Source organism: Paraburkholderia sp. SIMBA_054 (assembly GCF_046534875.1).
GTDB lineage: Bacteria > Pseudomonadota > Gammaproteobacteria > Burkholderiales > Burkholderiaceae > Paraburkholderia > Paraburkholderia hospita.
Window position 1 is genome coordinate 70,460 of record NZ_JAWRXV010000044.1, and the last position, 16,644, is coordinate 87,103.

The 16,644-nt window shown below is 61.3% G+C and carries 12 protein-coding genes and 3 pseudogenes; 8 read left to right on the plus strand and 7 right to left on the minus strand.

Annotated features, from left to right (window positions below; genetic code table 11):
- Positions 1 to 218: 218 nt before the first annotated feature.
- The 5 genes and pseudogenes from SB822_RS38320 to SB822_RS38340 all read left to right on the plus strand — a co-directional run.
- Positions 219 to 338 (plus strand): annotated as a pseudogene (locus SB822_RS38320) (Hsp20/alpha crystallin family protein); the annotation flags it as partial.
- A 318-nt stretch (positions 339 to 656) separates the two neighbouring features.
- Positions 657 to 1,297, plus strand: a pseudogene (locus tag SB822_RS38325) (sigma 54-interacting transcriptional regulator); the annotation flags it as partial.
- A 1,024-nt stretch (positions 1,298 to 2,321) separates the two neighbouring features.
- Complete coding sequence (locus SB822_RS38330; RefSeq protein ID WP_410857056.1) at positions 2,322 to 4,601, plus strand: FdhF/YdeP family oxidoreductase; 2,280 nt, start codon at positions 2,322 to 2,324, stop codon at positions 4,599 to 4,601.
- A gap of 115 nt (positions 4,602 to 4,716) precedes the next feature.
- Positions 4,717 to 5,292 (plus strand): hemerythrin domain-containing protein, encoded by a 576-nt coding sequence (locus SB822_RS38335; RefSeq protein ID WP_410857071.1) that lies wholly within the window; start codon positions 4,717 to 4,719, stop codon positions 5,290 to 5,292.
- A 137-nt stretch (positions 5,293 to 5,429) separates the two neighbouring features.
- Positions 5,430 to 6,305, plus strand: a complete 876-nt coding sequence (locus SB822_RS38340; RefSeq protein WP_410857057.1) for a DUF72 domain-containing protein — start codon at positions 5,430 to 5,432, stop codon at positions 6,303 to 6,305.
- Between the two features lie 284 nt (positions 6,306 to 6,589).
- Here SB822_RS38340 and SB822_RS38345 read toward each other — a convergent pair whose 3' ends face one another.
- The 6 genes from SB822_RS38345 to SB822_RS38370 all read right to left on the minus strand — a co-directional run bounded on the left by SB822_RS38345 (position 6,590) and on the right by SB822_RS38370 (position 13,552).
- Positions 6,590 to 7,930: a c-type cytochrome gene (locus tag SB822_RS38345; RefSeq protein WP_410857058.1), complete on the minus strand. Its 1,341-nt coding sequence runs from the start codon at positions 7,928 to 7,930 to the stop codon at positions 6,590 to 6,592.
- Entirely contained in the window at positions 7,927 to 8,880 is a 954-nt protein-coding gene (locus SB822_RS38350) for a cytochrome c oxidase assembly protein (RefSeq protein WP_410857059.1), read from the minus strand. Before SB822_RS38350 ends, SB822_RS38345 begins: the two co-directional genes overlap by 4 nt.
- 11 nt (positions 8,881 to 8,891) lie before the next feature.
- Positions 8,892 to 9,137, minus strand: a complete 246-nt coding sequence (locus SB822_RS38355; protein WP_410857060.1) for a hypothetical protein — start codon at positions 9,135 to 9,137, stop codon at positions 8,892 to 8,894.
- Positions 9,134 to 11,731: a cytochrome c oxidase subunit I gene (gene ctaD, locus SB822_RS38360; protein ID WP_410857061.1), complete on the minus strand. Its 2,598-nt coding sequence runs from the start codon at positions 11,729 to 11,731 to the stop codon at positions 9,134 to 9,136. Before ctaD ends, SB822_RS38355 begins: the two co-directional genes overlap by 4 nt.
- Positions 11,728 to 12,729: a cytochrome c oxidase subunit II gene (gene coxB / locus SB822_RS38365; RefSeq protein WP_410857062.1), complete on the minus strand. Its 1,002-nt coding sequence runs from the start codon at positions 12,727 to 12,729 to the stop codon at positions 11,728 to 11,730. Before coxB ends, ctaD begins: the two co-directional genes overlap by 4 nt.
- Positions 12,730 to 13,279: 550 nt before the next feature.
- Positions 13,280 to 13,552, minus strand: coding sequence for a hypothetical protein (locus SB822_RS38370; protein ID WP_410857063.1), 273 nt, complete (start codon positions 13,550 to 13,552; stop codon positions 13,280 to 13,282).
- 477 nt (positions 13,553 to 14,029) lie between these two features.
- Here SB822_RS38370 and SB822_RS38375 point away from each other — a divergent pair, with 477 nt between their 5' ends.
- The 3 genes and pseudogenes from SB822_RS38375 to SB822_RS38385 form a co-directional block, all read left to right on the plus strand.
- Positions 14,030 to 14,188 carry a hypothetical protein gene (locus tag SB822_RS38375; protein ID WP_410857064.1) on the plus strand — a complete coding sequence of 53 codons (159 nt, stop codon included), beginning with the start codon at positions 14,030 to 14,032 and terminating at the stop codon, positions 14,186 to 14,188.
- Between the two features lie 251 nt (positions 14,189 to 14,439).
- On the plus strand, positions 14,440 to 15,279 hold the full coding sequence (locus tag SB822_RS38380; RefSeq protein WP_410857065.1) for a YihY/virulence factor BrkB family protein: 840 nt from the start codon (positions 14,440 to 14,442) through the stop codon (positions 15,277 to 15,279).
- A pseudogene (locus tag SB822_RS38385) lies at positions 15,242 to 15,998 on the plus strand (IS30 family transposase); the annotation flags it as partial. The gene SB822_RS38380 and the pseudogene SB822_RS38385, both read left to right, overlap by 38 nt.
- A 22-nt stretch (positions 15,999 to 16,020) precedes the next feature.
- On the opposite strand, the gene SB822_RS38390 reads toward SB822_RS38385, so the two are convergent.
- The coding region (locus SB822_RS38390) for an IS4 family transposase (RefSeq protein WP_410857066.1) at positions 16,021 to 16,644 on the minus strand (624 nt) is incomplete at its 5' end.

A 16,644-nucleotide genomic window follows, 5' to 3' on the forward strand; every position in this document is an offset into this window, starting at 1 on the left:
AGCAAAGGCTTGCGGGCGCAGTTTATTCGCGAAATAACAGGTTTATTTCAATAGAGGGGAGTGCCGGGAAAAGATTTACCCTTCAGGATTTCACGGCGTTTTTACCGATTATGGCGCGACACGCCTTACAACTCGCATAGAGTTACGCGAATACACGCAAACTCAATCCACTGCAGGAAAAGAATAAATTCCTTGTTAATTCCCCGATAATCCTTTTACTGAATTCATTCTTCGATACCTCGCGAATTGAGGCGTCCCTGAAGGATGGCGTCCTGAAGCTGACGATACCGCGTCGAGACGAGGCGAAGCCACGACGCATTGAGGTCCGTACAGGCTAACGCCAACTGCCCGATGCATACGGTCTGACTGCGGAAACAGATATCCGCCGTTCCGCGGTCGACTGCGTCGTTGACGAACTTTCGAAGGCATGTACAAGCGGAACAAGGCGACCAACGGCACGGCGCTGGCGTCCACAAGGAACGATTTTTGCCGGAGGACATGCTTTAATACCCGCCGACTTTGCACTTCGCTCGTGGAAGTCTTGGACGTTTGCGCTGAGTGTGCAGAGATGAACCTGGAAGTAAATACTTCTCCGACCGACAAACGCGATTTCATCGCTGTCAAGATCAGGTTCGGCGAGATAGCGCCGTAATTGCGAATCAGAGATGTTCGGGCATGAGCGCGGCGCGTTCACGGGCGCTGACCGTGAACACAAAGGCTATTTCGAACGTGCCAACGGCGGCACACTCTTTCTCGACGAGATCACGAGATGCCAGTCGAGTTGCAGGTAAAGCTGCTACGCGTACTTGAAACGGGTATCTTTATGCGCGTTGGCACGACGAAGGAAATGATCACTGACATCCGCCTAATCGCCGCCACCAACTGTGATCCTGAGGGGGCCGTGCAGGAAGGCAAACTTCGCCTTGATCTGTATCATCGCCTGAACGTCTTTCCGATCAACCTGCCGACGCTGGCCGAGCGCGGCGACGATGTCGCACTTCTCGCGCAGTCCTTTCTTGCCGAACTGAACGCACGCTTTGACACAAGAAAGCACTTCCCGCCCGCCGTCAACGAGATGATGCAGTCGTACTCCTGGCCGGGGAACGTGCGGGAGCTCAGGAATTATGTGCAACGCGCGCACATCATGTCGAGACCGGAGTCGGACACTACCGCCGTTGTGCCGCCGCAAATTTCGCTGTCGACGCCGGCGACCAAGACGACCATCACGATCCCGTTCGGCATGTCACTCGATGAGGCTGACCGACAACTAATACTCGCAACCCTGGTGGCAATCGGGGTGCAGTTCGCCGCGGGCGCAGCAGTCTGCTACGGCGCGGACTTCTGGATGCCGGGGCGATTCTCCGTGCCGCAAGTCGGCGCCACGGGAGCGCTGTTGATCAACTATGTGTACAGCGTTCTTGTCGCGCTAGTTGCTTTGTTACACGGGCGAAGCGTAAGCCGGGTGCTGCTAAGGTCGCCGCGCTTCATAGAGCAGGGGATCGCGAGCATCGCTGCCCTCGCCTGCCTTGCGGCAGGCACGGGAGGCCGCAACACCGCGATTGTCACCGTATTGAGTTCACTTTCAGGAGGCGTGACTGCCTTGCTAGTCCGAGTTTTCTGGAAGGAACAACTCTCATGGATACAGGTACTCGGAGTTATCGAGTCCACGGTCGGCGTGGCCGTCCTGTCATCGTAGCGATCGTTCGCGGACCGGGCATCGGCGGCCTGGCGCCTGCGGGTGATCGCTTTTGCGCGTAACGCGCGGGGTGCCATGTTGCATGCTCCAAGCTCCCAGTGTTCACAGGCGTTGAAGTGCCTATCGATACGTTTGCATTCTAGTGCTTGATGTAAGGGCGCCATTCCGGCGTTTCGACGAGGAAGCTTTCATCTGACGCACGAGGCTGCCCCCGAGAGCTGCATACGTTGTGTCGCCGATGACAGCTGCGGTTACCGCCGCAACTTGGCGGACCGCCTATCACCAAGCCATTGCATACGGCATGCCAAAACAGGGCGAAGCAGGACCGCGGACAGCGCAGGAAAACCGATCACCAACCTTCGGCGGGACATTAGCGTCATTAGTCGCGGAACCACCGGCTCTAGCTCCCGGCAGCCTCAGCCGTCGCAGACCTGGGGAACACGATGGCAAGTTCACTCATACTGCTTCCGGGTTGCGGATAAAGCTGACTTTCGAACACGGCCAATTGTCCAGCGTGTATTACCGATCGTGATCGTAGTAGACGACTGCCTCCAGCCGGCTCCGCAAGGTACGGGAGTTGCTGCCGTATATGTCACGTTATGCTATTTATCTGGAGTTTTTCGTCATGAGCAAGGTCAACAAGAGCCCCTCCTATCCGTTCGCGTCCGGTGGTTGGGGATCGTTGAAGTCTGTGACGACGATATTGGCGCAGGAAAAGGTCTCGTTGAAAGACAGCGCGATTTTGCTGAAACAGAACAAACCGGACGGATTCATGTGCGTGAGTTGTTCATGGGCGAAGCCGGCTGATCCCCACACGTTCGAATTCTGTGAAAGCGGTGCGAAGGCGACCGCATGGGACACGACGGCGAAGCGCATGACGCCTGAGTTCTTCGAACTCAACACAGTGACATCGCTCCTGAACTGGCATGACCACGATCTCGAGGAAGCAGGAAGGCTTACTGCGCCCATGAAATATAACCCCGCTACCGACAGATATGTCGAGGTTGGGTGGGAGGAGGCGTTTCGTGAGATCGGGCAGGAACTGGGCGCGCTAGATCCGGAGAGCGTCGTCTTTTACGCGTCGGGGCGGGCGTCGCTCGAGACCTCCTACATGTATCAACTTTTCGCGCGGATGTATGGTTGCAATAACCTGCCCGACAGCTCAAACATGTGCCATGAAAGCACCAGCGTTGGCTTGACCGAGGCAATCGGCGTAGGGGTGGGCACCATCACGCTCGACGACTTCGAGAAGACCGACCTGATGTTTTTCTTCGGACAGAATGTCGGCACGAATAGTCCCCGGATGCTGCACCAGTTGCAGGACGCACGCAAGCGCGGCGTCCCCATCATCACCTTCAACCCGCTACGTGAGCCTGGTCTCGTTTCCTTCGCCAATCCGCAGTCGCCCGTGCAGATGTTGACGCCGGCCGCGACGCAGATCAGCACGCAATACCATCAGGTCAAGACGGGCGGTGACACCGCCGCGATCCTCGGCATCTGCAAGGCGGTCATTGAAGCCGATGACCAGGCAAAGGCCGAGGGGGCACCTCGTGTCATCGATGTGGCATTTATCGACGAACATACGACCGGCTTCGACGCGTTCGCCGACTACGCGAGAGGAACGGAATGGAGCGAGATCGAGCGCGTTAGTGGGCTGACGCGCGCTGCGCTGCTCGAGGCGGCCGGCGAATATATACGGGCCAACGCGGTGATGGCGCACTACGGAATGGGGTTGACGCAGCATCGCCTCGGCGTGCAGAACGTACGTGTACTCACCAACCTGCTGCTACTGCGCGGAAACATCGGCAAGCCCGGCGCCGGCCCATCGCCTGTGCGCGGTCACTCCAACGTCCAGGGTCAACGTACCGTGGGCATCACCGAGAAGCCGGAACTCGCGCCGCTTGATCAGCTCGCGAAGCAGTTCTCATTCGATCCACCGCGGAAGAAAGGCCTGAATACCGTCGAAGCATTTGAAGCAATGGTAAAAGGCGACGTGAAAGCCGTCATCAATCTGGGCGGCAATCTGGTACGCTCGGTACCGGACCGGCTGCAAACAGAACCGGCATGGGCGCGCTTGCGTTTGACTGTGAACGTGGCAACCAAGCTCAATCGCAGTCATCTCGTTCACGGCGAAGTGTCGTACGTTCTCCCGTGCCTGAGCCGCATCGAAATTCATCGCACGCCGCTCGGCGATCAGGCCGTTTCGATGGAAGACAGCACGGGGTGCATGCATGGCTCAAGAGGCGTCACGGAACCCGCGAGCGAAAAGGCACGCCCGGAGCCATATATCGTCGCTGGCATCGCCAAGGCGACGCTAGGCGCGCGCTCTACCGTCGACTGGGACGCATGGCGCGACGACTACTCGCTGGTGCGCAGCGAGATTACGACAACGTACCCGGATATCTTTCACGACTTCAATGAGCGGATGTGGGAACCGGGCGGCTTTCACCGTCCGCTTCCGGCCCGCCATCGCGAGTGGAAGACAAGATCGGGAAAGGCGGAGTTCCTCACGCCCCAATCGTTGGGCGAAGACCCCGACATGCCGGAGAAAGTGCCCGAAGCGCTTCGTCTGATGACCTTGCGCAGCGATGGCCAGTTCAACACGACCATCTATAACCTCCATGACCGCTTTCGGGGAGTGAAGGATACGCGCATGGTCATCCTGATGAACAAAGCGGACATCGAGAAGCGCCAGCTGCATGAAGGACAGAAGGTAACGCTACAGACGATCGCAGACGACGGGATCGACCGGCGTCTCGAAGGGCTCGAGATCAAGGCGTACGAGATACCGGAAGGTTGCATCGGCGGTTACTATCCGGAATGCAATGTATTGCTGCCGTTATGGCATTACGCGAAGGAAAGCAAGGTGCCAGGTGCGAAGTCAATCCCGGTGCGGATCGTCTGATTGACGCGAGCGAGTGAGCGTGCCCGACGCATCGCCAACGTCCTTGCGGGAACGAGGCATGCTGCGCGCTATGCACCCGGTCCATTGCGGCTCCGAACCACGAGAGGTCCCCATCATGCCCTACGTGCCAGCCATTACGACGATGATCCGTCTCGATCACACCCACGTCGTCGCTGCATTTCATCGTTACGGCAGCGAAACTGCATGGTGGCGTAAGCGCGCGATCGTCACCTCCGTCTGCAGAGCACTTGAAATACACGCGCAGCTCGAAGAAGAAATCTTCTATCCTGCGCTTGCTCGCATCGCACCGACTGACGAAACCCTGAAGAAAAGCCCGTCAGAGCACGACGAACTACGCGCGGTGATCGGAAAGCTGCGCGGCATGGGTCCCGATAATGCCGCGTACGACTCGCTGTTCATGGAATTGATGCGCGATACCCTGCACCATGTTGCTGATGAGGAAACAAGACTCCTGCCTCTCGCGGAACGCGCGCTCGGACCGGAGTTGCGCACACTGGGCGCAGAGATGACGCGCCGGCGCCTGCAACTGCTCGGCGAACATTCCGTCGAGGTCGCGGTGAATACGGCTGGTACCTTTCCTGTCGCTACCGGGGTGCTCGTGACCCTCCTCGCCTTTGGCGTGGTGCGGCTCTTTGGCGGCAGTCGACGTCCGGCGCGCAATATGACCTGACCTGCGACGCCCCCCATACTGGACAGAAGCCTGACAACAGCGAGTTCTCCCGATGGGCATCGAGAAGACGAAAAGCCTTACTGCATGGTCTCTCCGGAACGCTCGGCTGTTCCCGGCGGCCGGGAAGGGTACGCCTGATGAGTGTGAAGATTGGTATTTCCGGGTGGCGCTATAGCGCCTGGCGCGGTGTCTTCTATCCCGAGAACCTACCACAGACGCGGGAACTTGAATTTGCGTCGCGCGCTGTGGATACCATCGAAATCAATGGCTCGCATTACTCACTTCAGTCGCCGGAGAGCTATCGAAAATGGTATTCGGATACGCCACCGGGCTTCGCATTCAGTGTGAAAGGACCGCGGTACCCGACACATATGCTGCGATTTCGCGGCGAAGGCACGCGCTCCGCCCTCGCCAATTTTTTCGCGTCGGGCGTGCTGTCGCTGAATGAAAAACTGGCAGCGTTTCTATGGCAGTTTCCACCAAGCTTCGTTTTTGTTCCCACAACGTTCTGCGCCTTCCTCGAATTGTTACCTGTCGACTTCGAGGCTGCCGCGCGTCTTGCTCAGTCGCATGACGCACGCGTGCGCGCGCCCTGGTTCGACGCGAAGTCAAATCGACGCATTCGTCACGCCATCGAGATACGCCATCCCAGCTTCGGCGTGGCTGAGTTTATTGCGTTACTGCGAAAACACCATGCTGCACTCGTGATTTCCGATTCCACGGCTGACTGGCCATACGGGGAAGATGTCACCAGCGATCTTGTTTACCTCCGTCTGCATGGGACGAAAACACTTTACAGTGGTGCGTACCCGGATAGTGCATTGGACAGACTCGCATCCCGCATAGACGCATGGTCGAAGGGCGGTGAACCCGACGATGCCGTGCACTTCAGCCCACAAGGTCCGAAGCGTCGCCGTTCGCGAGACGTCTTGGCGTACTTCGATAACGACATCAAGGTCGAAGCACCGTCCGATGCCGCACGCCTGAAGGCGCGGCTTGCCGTGGCGGGCTAGGACGACCAACCAGGTTCATTTGCGATACCGGCATCGTTCGCACTCTGGGGCAACAAGAGCGACCTATCGCGCGAAAACAATGCGTCTGCGCCGGCTCGTGTGAGCTTCATTCGCGGCCTGCGCAAGGGGCGCTATGCCTACTTTCCTATCCATGTAGCCAGGGACGCGTCGGTAAAGGGAGCCCTGCAGCAAACACAACCGGACTTCCGGCAACCCGCTCAGGCGGCGAGCATGCACTGCCCGTCAGGGATGTGCCCTTTGCGGGCGTACAAGGCAGTTGGCGATCATTTATGTAGCTTGCTGCGCAGCGAGCTCACATCGTTAGCGCTAACCGGCTGCGCATTGTTGCCCCACGCGCTGCGGATATAGGTAAGCACCTGAGCAATCTGCACATCGGCCAGCGTCCCAACGAAGCCGGGCATTGACTGCCGCGGTGGCCCCGTGAGCGTCGCCGGACTATTACCGCCTTCGACAACCAGCCTGATCAGCGAGGTCGTATCTTCCGTCAATACGGAAGGATTGCCCGCCAGCGAAGGAAAGGCGTGGGGAACGCCCATACCGTCATCGCGATGGCATCTCGCACAAAAACTGCGATACACGTTAAAGCCGAGCGACAGTTCATCGGACACCCGGTTGCCATTGACGGACGCACGTGCCGGATCGGCGTTCGGCGTGTAAGTCCCGGACGGCTTTTGCGCGGGCAGCGACTTCAGATAGCGCGCGATTGCCTGCGCATCCTCGTCGGTGAGGTATTGAGAGCTGTCTTCGATCTGCTCGACCATGCTGCCATAGGCGATCACGCCGCCGGCGTGCCCCGTCTTCAGGAACGACGCGATGTCGTCGGCGCTCATCCGGCCGAGACCCGATCCCTTATCCCCTGTTAGGTTCGGCGCGAACCAGTGATCGTTGACGCCGCCCGTGAGATAGCTCTTCGAGGATTCGTCGTAGCCGCGCTCCTGAAATGCCGCACCGCGCGGCGTGTGGCAGGCGCCGCAATGGCCGAGCGACTGCACCAGATACGCACCGCGATTCCATTGCGCGTCATGTTCCGCACGCGGACGGTACACGCCGCGTGGCGCGAACGCTAGCTGCCAGTAGCGCAGCGCCCAGCGCTGATTGAACGGAAACCTCACGTCAGAAGGCGGCGTCGGTTTTGCGACGGGGGCAACCCGATGCATGACGTAGTCGTAGAGCGCCCGCATGTCGTCGTCCGATACTTTTGCAAACGACGCATACGGCATCGCCGGATACAACCGCTTGCCGCCTCGCGCAACGCCCTCGCGCAACGCGCGCGCGAAATCCTCGTAGCTGTACTGCCCGATGCCGAATTGCCGGTCGGGCGTGATGTTGCTCGACATGATCGTGCCGAACGGTGATGCAAGCCCTAGCCCACCCGCGTAGGGTGTGCCGCCCTTCACTGCCGTGTGACAGCCTGCGCAATCGCCCGCCTTCGCGACGTATTCACCGCGCGCGAGCGTTGCGTTATCCGGCAGCGGCGCTTGCGCAAGACTGGCAACGGCGGCTTCATCGCGCGTCGACGGGATGAACAGAAGCGCGAGCGCGCAGCCGCCCAACAATGCGCACGCTATGAGCCAACGGATCGACGGCGTGCGGCGAAGCTTCATCGCGTTCCATCCCGCGGCACAATCACCGCATGCCGCGTTGCGAGCACGGGCGCATTACGACGCGTCAGCCAGCGGGCGGCAATCGCCAGTCCGCCTGCCAGATACGCGGTCGCCGCCGGCACCCACATGATGAGCCCACCCAACTGCTGATCATGCAGCGGATCGACGCCCAGCGCGCTGCATGGCTCGACGTACAGTGGATACCACAGGCCCGGCGCGAGTGTGATCAGCGCGCCGAGTGCGCCCGTGTGGACCATCGTCGTGAACAGCGACAGCATCGCGTGGCCGTCCGTCTGACGCCGCGCGCCGTCGCCGACGACAGTCCACCAGAAGAGCAAGGCCGTCAGCAGAAAACTCGCGTGCTGCAGCGAATGGACCCATTGATGCAGCAGCGCCGCCTGGAACAACGCGGGCGCATGCCACGCCCATAGCGCCGCCGCGTGCAGCAGCCAGGCAACGAGCGGCAAGGTCAGCGCGCGCCAGCAACGGGAAAACGCCCGTGTTCTGACGAGCCGTCCAAGCCGCAATCGCGCACGCTTCGGCAGCGCCCATATCCATACGCCGAGCGGCCGGCCCATTACGAGCAATGGTGCAGCAATCAGCATCATCGATTCGTGCTGCACCATATGTGCGGAGAAGAGTGCCGAGCCCAGCGGATCGAGCGGCGAGAAAAGTGCGAGCGCGAGTCCGAGCCAGCCGCCGGCAAATGCTACGATATGCATCGCACGGATGCGGGCGCTGCACGCGTGCGGCGAGCCGCGCTTGCGCAGACGCACATAGCCGATCCCGTACGCGACGAGGCTTGCCATCATCGGTGCAAGCACCCAGGGCTCTGCCGTCCAGCCGAACGAGGGAACGGCCGGGCCATCGGCGGCGAGCACGTGCGCAGTTGCGAACGCTGGTGTGAGCGATGCAACGCAGGTCGGCGCGACGACGAGCCCGATTCGCATGCGTGATCCGTTCAACGACATGGCGAGAGCAACCATTGCGGGAACCACATCATCAATTGGATGAGCGCCGACAGCGCGGCGACCAGCATCGCCATCAGCGAAAAAAAAGCAGCGCGCTGACTGGCGGCATCGCGCGCCAGCGTGCTGCGCTGTGCGCATGCCACCTGCACCAACGCGTAGTTGAGGCTCTGCGCACCGAGCACGACAAACGGCGCGACGACCAGACCGAGCCACGAGGCAAAAGAAGTACGGATCATGGCGACATCCGTGGCGCGAAATAGATCACCAGATAAATCGGCAGCCAGCTCAGCACGACGAAATACCAGTAGACGGCGTTCTCGCTCGTGTCGACCAGCCGCTTGCCCTCGTATGGCCCGATGTACAGCAGCGCGGCAAGGACGGCCGTATCGACGGTATCGGTGATCAGGTGGGTCGTATGAAGGCCAAGTAGCAGCCACACAATCGAACCGTACGCGTTCGCGTACCACATCACGTTGAGCGCGGCGAACTCGAAGCCTCGCAACACCAGAAACATCAGCGCGAAGGCGAGGCAGATTGCGAGCCAGAGGCGCGCGCCTTCCCGGTTGCCGTTGTTCGCAGCTCGCCGTGCGAGTTCGTTGGGCACCATGCTCGCGATCAGCACGGCGGTATTCAGCGAGCCCCACAGCAGCGACGGCTGCGGGGCGTGCAACGGCCATACCGCGTTGACGGCTCTCAGATAGAAGTACATCGCGATGGCGAGCCCGAACGCCGTGCCTTCGATCAGCATCAGCCCCATGGTCGCCCACCACATCAGGCTGCGTGACCCGAAGCCGAAGCTCGGCAGGCCACGCACGTCGAGCGTCGACGGTTGCGCGGGCGGCATCGCCATTTTCTTTGCGTCGTCGTGCGGCACATCGTCGGGCCAGCGTTCCAGTGCGCGCGCAATCGCATTGTTGCGCCGCGTCGGCCAGAACCAGATGATCATCGCGATCGTGACGGGCACAGTGCCCCACCACACTGCCGACGGCGTATAGATCGAGCCGATGAAGAACACCGTCGTCGCGACCGCGCTAATGAACGGCCAGATGGATGGCGTTGGGAACAGCGGGCGCGTGTCGGGCTGCGCCTCGAGCGCGGTCGTCGTCAGCACTTCGCGCGCGGTCGCAGTCAGTCCCGACACCCAGCGAGGCTCACGAGGCGCCTCCCAAAGCGGCTCCTGCGCATGGACGACGGGCAGCGCGTCGAAGTTGTGGGGCGGCGGCGGGCTCGGCACGCTCCACTCGAGCGAGCCGCCGCCCCACGGATCGGCGCCCGCCCGTGATCCATGCCTGCTGCTGTGCACAACGTTGTAGATGAACACCAGCATGCCCGCAGCCATCGTGAACGCGCCGATTGTCGCGCCGAGGTTCATCGTGTCCCAGCCCATGCCGTGCGGATACGTCCACACGCGGCGCGGCATCCCATGCAGACCGAGCAGATGCATCGGAAAGAACGTCACGTTGAAGCCGACGAAGAAAAGCCAGAAGTGCCATCGCCCAAGCTTTTCGTCGAGCATCCGGCCCATCACTTTCGGGAACCAGTAATAGATCGCGCCAAACAGCGGAAACACAGCGCCGCCGATCAACACGTAATGCAGGTGCGCGACGACGAAGTACGTGTCGTGCACCTGCAGGTCGAGCGACACCGATCCGAGCATGACGCCCGTCAATCCGCCCAGCACGAGATTGAAGAAAAACGCCAGCACGAAGAAAAGCGGCGCTTTCATGTTCAGCCGGCCCGTCAGCAGCGTTGCGAGCCAGCAGTAGATCTGCACGCCGGACGGAATCGCGATCATCACGCTCGCCGCCGTGAAGAAGCTCTTGCCGAGCGCGGGCACTGACGTTGCGAACATGTGATGAACCCAGAGGCCGAACGCAAGGAACGCCGTAGCGATCAACGAAAGCACCATCGCCGGATAGCCGAACACCGGACGGCGCGAGAACGTCGCGACAATCGCCGACATGAAGCCGAGCGCCGGGATGAAGATCAGGTATACCTCCGGGTGCCCGAAGAACCAGAACAGATGCTGCCATAGCAACACGTCGCCGCCGAGCGCCGGGTTGTAGAACTGCGTGCCGACCAGGCGGTCGAGGATCAGCGCAGTACTTGCCAACATCACGGCGGGCATCGCGAACAGCACCATAAACTGCGTCACGAGCGTCGCCCATACGAACAGCGGCATGCGGTTGAGCGACATGCCGGGTGCGCGCATCTTGAGGATCGTCGCAATCAGCACCACCGCTTCGAGCAGCCCGGAGAGCTCCGTGAACGTGATCATCTGGGCCCAGATGTCCGTGCTTTTGCCCGTCGAATAGTCGGGGCCAGCGAGCGGCACATAGCTGAACCAGCCCGCGCGCGGCCCGGCGCCAAGGACGAGCGCGACGTACAACGTCAGGCCGCCGAACAGAAACACCCAATAGGCGTACGCATTGACGCGCGGAAACGCGATGCTGCGCGCGCCGACCATCAGTGGAACGAGCCACGCTGCAACCGCCTGCATCACGGGCACGGCGAACAGGAACATCATCGTCGAACCGTGCACCGTGAAGAGCTGGTCATAAAAGTCCGGTCCGAACAGCCGACTGTCGGGCCGCGCGAGCTGGGTACGCATGGCGAGCGCGAGCAAGCCTGCCAACAGAAAGAAGACGAAGGTTGTAACGATGAAGCGGCGCGCGATGGTCTTGTGATTGACGGCCGACAGCATGCCGATAAAGCCGCCCGGGTCGCGCCATGTTTGCGCGAGCGCGTCTTTTATATGCTGCGGCGCGTCCGGCCCGTCTTTCAGATCGAGGTTTACATCCGTCACGATTCGCGGTTCGGCCGTACTCATTGCAATGTCCCCAGCCATGCAACGACGGCGCGCAGATCGTCGGCGGCTAGCGGCACTGCCGGCATCGTGGTGCCTGGTTTGGCTGCTTGCGGATCGCGAATCCACTGGAGCAGATCCGCGGGCGTGTTGGCGAGCGTGCCTGCTGCGATTGTCTGACGGCTCATCAGATGCGTGAGGTCCGGGCCGAGCGTGCCTTGCGCGGAAGAGCCACGCACCGTATGACAGCCTGCGCAACTCGACTGCTCGAAGATTTGCCGTCCGCGTTGCGCCAGCGCGTCGGATGGATCCGAAGCGGATGCAAGCTGCTGGCCGCGCCATGCCATGTATTGGTCTTGTGACTCCGCCACGACGAGCATTGCCATTAGCGCATGCTCCGCGCCGCAAAATTCTGCGCACTGGCCACGATATATCCCGGGCTTGTCGACGCGAAACTCGATCGTCGTCGCGATACCCGGCAGCATGTCCTTCTTGCCATGCAGACTCGGCACCCAGAACGTGTGGATCACATCATCCGCCTTCAGCGCAACGATGACCGGCCGACCGACGGGCACGTGCAACTCGTTGGCCGTCGCGAAACCGCGTTGGTCCGCATCCGGCGAATAGACTGCTTGCCACCACCATTGCTGTCCCGTCACTTCGATACGCACCGCGTTCTCGACAGGCAGCTTTGAGAGCGCGCGATCCGTCATCACGTCGGCGGTCACCAGGCCGACGAGCAGCACGACCGATGCAGCCGTCGCCGCGACGACTGCGTTGCGTGCGCGCCGGGAAGTGCTCGCTTCGGAATCGGGTATAGGGGATGTCAAGGCATCGCCGCGCTGCTCGCGCATCAGCGCGATGAGCGTCGCGAGCAGTACTGCCGCGAAGACGACGCCACACACTACTAAGGTCAGATTCCACAAGCTCTGGATATGCTGAGCCTGAACGCCAGCGGGCGCGAGCGCGCTCTGCTGTGGCTCGGCAGCAGCGTTCCATGTGGCAAGCCCGACGAGCGCCATAGTGCTTGCATGCCGAGCCGCGATCGCGCGCGAGGCAGTTGGGCGGACATGGATTTCGTCGGGCATGTGCGTGGATACAAGCGAATGGAGGAACGCCGTTGCCCAGCATACGGTGTGCCATCTGGCCTTTCCGGGCCCGCTCTACGTGCCAAGGGCGTGGCTCCAGCGCGAAGGGACCGCGAGTGCTCGGCGGACGTCGGCATTAGAAAGATAGTCATAGGAACGCGTTGCGCTGGTAATGACGATGACATGTTCTTTCAGTCTCAGCAGCGAGTGTCATCGGTCTGACAACGGCACGCGAGGCCGCGAAGCGCGGCGCCCGGGTCATGTTGATCGGCCCCGACGTGGTCGCGCTTAAGTCCGTCAGGGATGATCTCATTCAGGCGGGGGCAAGCGTCGGCGGCTACGGTGGCCCTCGCCCGCACCGGGACTCCTCCTCGATCGCTTCATGGAACGCCGCGGCGTACGCATGCAGCGCAGCGACCGGCCGGCGCGTCATGACGGGGACGGGCATCACCGGCGCGTGTTCTGGCTGCGGCGGTGAGCGCTGCTAGCCGCGTTCGCGCGGCTGACCCAGCAGCGCACCCACGGCCAGTCCAGCCGCGAGCGCCACGTAGACGCGGGTGAGAGACCGTCTGGAGATATGTGCGTCAAAGCCGGGTTCGAAGCGTTCGGGCACGTGGTAGTCGACAACATAGGCGGTTGCAGCAGTCGCCGCAGCGGCTGTCGCGATGGCGACAGGATCGGAATAAAGCCTGTCTCGACGACAGGCGATGACATAGCCCCTCGAAAAGCGTCGCCCAGAACACCGCAGACGCGGCATGGATGGCCGCTCCGGTCAACGTGCAGCGGACACTGAATCGGGTTTCTACCAGAGCCAGCCGAGGCCACAGGCAGTGTGTAACGGCATTGAGGGGCGCGACTGCGGTGGCGCATTCTACCGAGGCTCGCCAGCCCGCGAAGCTGGCTGTGACAGCGCCGGAGAACAGTCCCGAACGCAGCGTCCTGCGAACAGATGACAGCCCGTTGGCGTCCATCGTTCCTCCCGAAAAAAGTATGACGCTGCCTCGCAGCCCGGAGCAAACACCCGATGGGAGCAGCGCCCACGCATTTGTAAAATCCGCCAGCCCGATCTTGCGCTGCCCTCCGCGTCCTGCCTTTGGATTGCCCTTCGGCGTTTTCCTTCGGGGGAGCAACACACGTTCCGCAACTGCAAGGGATCGCATTGCCCGTTGACCCGTCGGCAGGGAATCGCCATTGCTGCCTCAGATTGGCCAACCGAGAAAATGAAGGAGCAAGCATGGCAGCTGATAAGGCGTTCAGGCCCGGCGAGATTGACAAGATGTCCGGCATCTATTCGGTGGTCCACGACGACGGTAAAGGCACTTTTGAGATGACGTGCGTCGAGGCAGAGCAATTCCCGGCTATCCGAACGGGCAAGCGGCACGCTATGAACTGAAATACGCGGCGACGCATTCGCACCGGCATGCCGATCTAAAGGAAACGGAAGCGCGGAGCTAGCCGGTGGCGTCAACAGATTTGCCCCAACGTACTCTCGTCGAACGGCCGAAATGGAGGTGGACATAACAGGCAATAAAGTGAAAGGAGAACCCGCGCCAGGTCAGGTCCGGGGGCACGCAAGATTTGCGTTGGCGGCACGGCCGTTGCTGATTGGTCGTTGCCGCCGATCAGGAGTCAGGGAGCGACACAATGCGATCTACCGCTTCGAAAGGCCCCACCCGCGAGTCAAGACAATCGCCTGTCTGGATACGCCACCTCGGTGCATTTGCCAAACAGATTGTGGGACGCTTTTCCAGCGACCGCTGCTCAATGATGGGTGCGAGCATCGCCTTCTATTCAGCATTTTCCCTCGCGCCGACGCTCGTTATCGTGCTTGCCGTTGTCGGCTGGTTCTTCGGGCGTGATGCCGCTCAAGGGCGGCTCTTTGCGCAGGTCAAGGGCATACTGGGCGGCGACGCGGCGAGCGCAATCCAGTCTATCGTCCAGAATGCGCACTTTTCCGCCAATGGTGGCCTTGCGGCAGTCCTGTCGATCGGACTACTCGCGGTCGGCGCCTCTGCGACGTTCTCGTCGCTCAACACCGCGCTGGACGTCGTATTCCACGCCCGGTCGCCCAGAGGGATCGCCGGTGTCGCGCTACTGCTGCGCGCGCGCCTTGTTTCCTTAAGTCTCGTGATGGGCCTTGCGTTTCTGCTGGTCGTCTCCCTCGTGCTCGACGCTGCGATCCAGACGGTCGGTCATGCACTGTTCGGCAGCACCGGTCTTACCATATTTGCCGAAGCGGCTCAGTCGCTCTTCGGACTGGCGATATTGACGGTCGGGCTCGGCGCTTTAATCAAATGGCTGCCCGACGTGCATGTCACGTTCCGGCTGGCGCTAATCGGCGGGCTGATTGCATCAGTACTTTTCACCTTAGGCCGTCATCTCTTTGGCCTTTATCTTGGCGCTATCAAATCTGAAGTGCAACACCTTCCTCGTGTAAGGTGCGCACATGCAAAAAAGAAGAACGTATCAACAGCTTCAGCCTGAAGAACGCATAACCATTGCAAGCATGAAGCAGCAGGGTTCGAGTGTTCGGGCCATGGCCCGAATACTCGGGCGCCCGGCATCAACCGTGAGCCGCGAGCTGACCAGAAACACGTGTTCTGCCGTGGGCTATGCGTCTGCGCCGGCGCAGTCGCTCAGCACGAGCCGACGCGAGGCTGCGCGCCCATGTCCCAAGCTGCACCCTCAAAGCGTGTCGTGGCGCGTCGTACTCACCCTGCTGGAATGGAAGTGGTCGCCCCAGCAGATCTCAGGTACCCTTCAAACGAATGTGGCCCAACGATCCGACCCAGCACGTCTCGCACGAGACCATCTACACTGCCATCTATGCGCAGCCACGCGGTGAGCTGCGCCGCCAGCTTATCGCCTGTCTGCGCCACGGCCACAGCACGCGTATGTCACGCAAGCGGGGCACTGACCGGCGCGGCCAGATCCCCGACATGGTGAGCATCCATGTGCGCCCGCCTGAGGTCGACGACCGGGTGATGCCAGGTCACTGGGAAGGCGACTTCATAAAGGGCGCCGGCAACCAGTCTTCCGTCGGCGTGCTGGTTGAGCGCACCAGTCGCCTGGTGCTGCTGGCGAAGATGGAAGACGCCACCGCCGCCTCGGCACTGGCGGGCTTCACTGCCAAACTGAATTCGATCGCCGCACCACTGCGCAAGAGCTTTACCTACGACCAGGGTAAGGAAATGACCCGGCATCAGGCATTTGATTACACACAACTCATTCGTCAAGTTCTCGTGCGTACCTGAGTCCGGCGGCGAAATCCATCACTCGCTGCAGACCTTGCCAGATGGTCTTGACTCCGGGTTCGCCATCGCCTTTGCGCGCCAGGAAGCCACCCAGCATGGCGACCAGACGCACGGCCTCATTCAGTCGCGGTGGCGTCCTGGGTGGTTTCTTTTTGTTCAGAATGTATGCCGCGCGCCATTCATCGCGCTCGAACAGTAGTTGCGCGTCAAGGTCCGGGCAGGTTCGACCCAGTCGCATCAGCCGGGCGATACGCCACGCGACCACCATGTACAGCGCCAGGGCGCGCTCAAGCCGCGCCTTCGATGTGAGCTGCAACGCCTCGACCCGACAGCCGTTCTTGAGTACGTGAAAGAACAGTTCCACCTCCCAGCGCGCCCGGTACCAGTCAATCAGCTGCGCCGCCGCATCAAGGTCGTTCGCATGGCGGTTACTCAGCAGCCGCCATTCGAGCGGCTTGACGCCAGCCGGCGGGTCGAGTTCCCGGGCGACGATACACGTGACGCTCACCACGTCGCCTGCCGCATCGGGCAACGCGACACGCTGCGCCCACACCTGCTGGCGGACCGTGCGCGCCGGCTGAGCCTGACGGGCCGC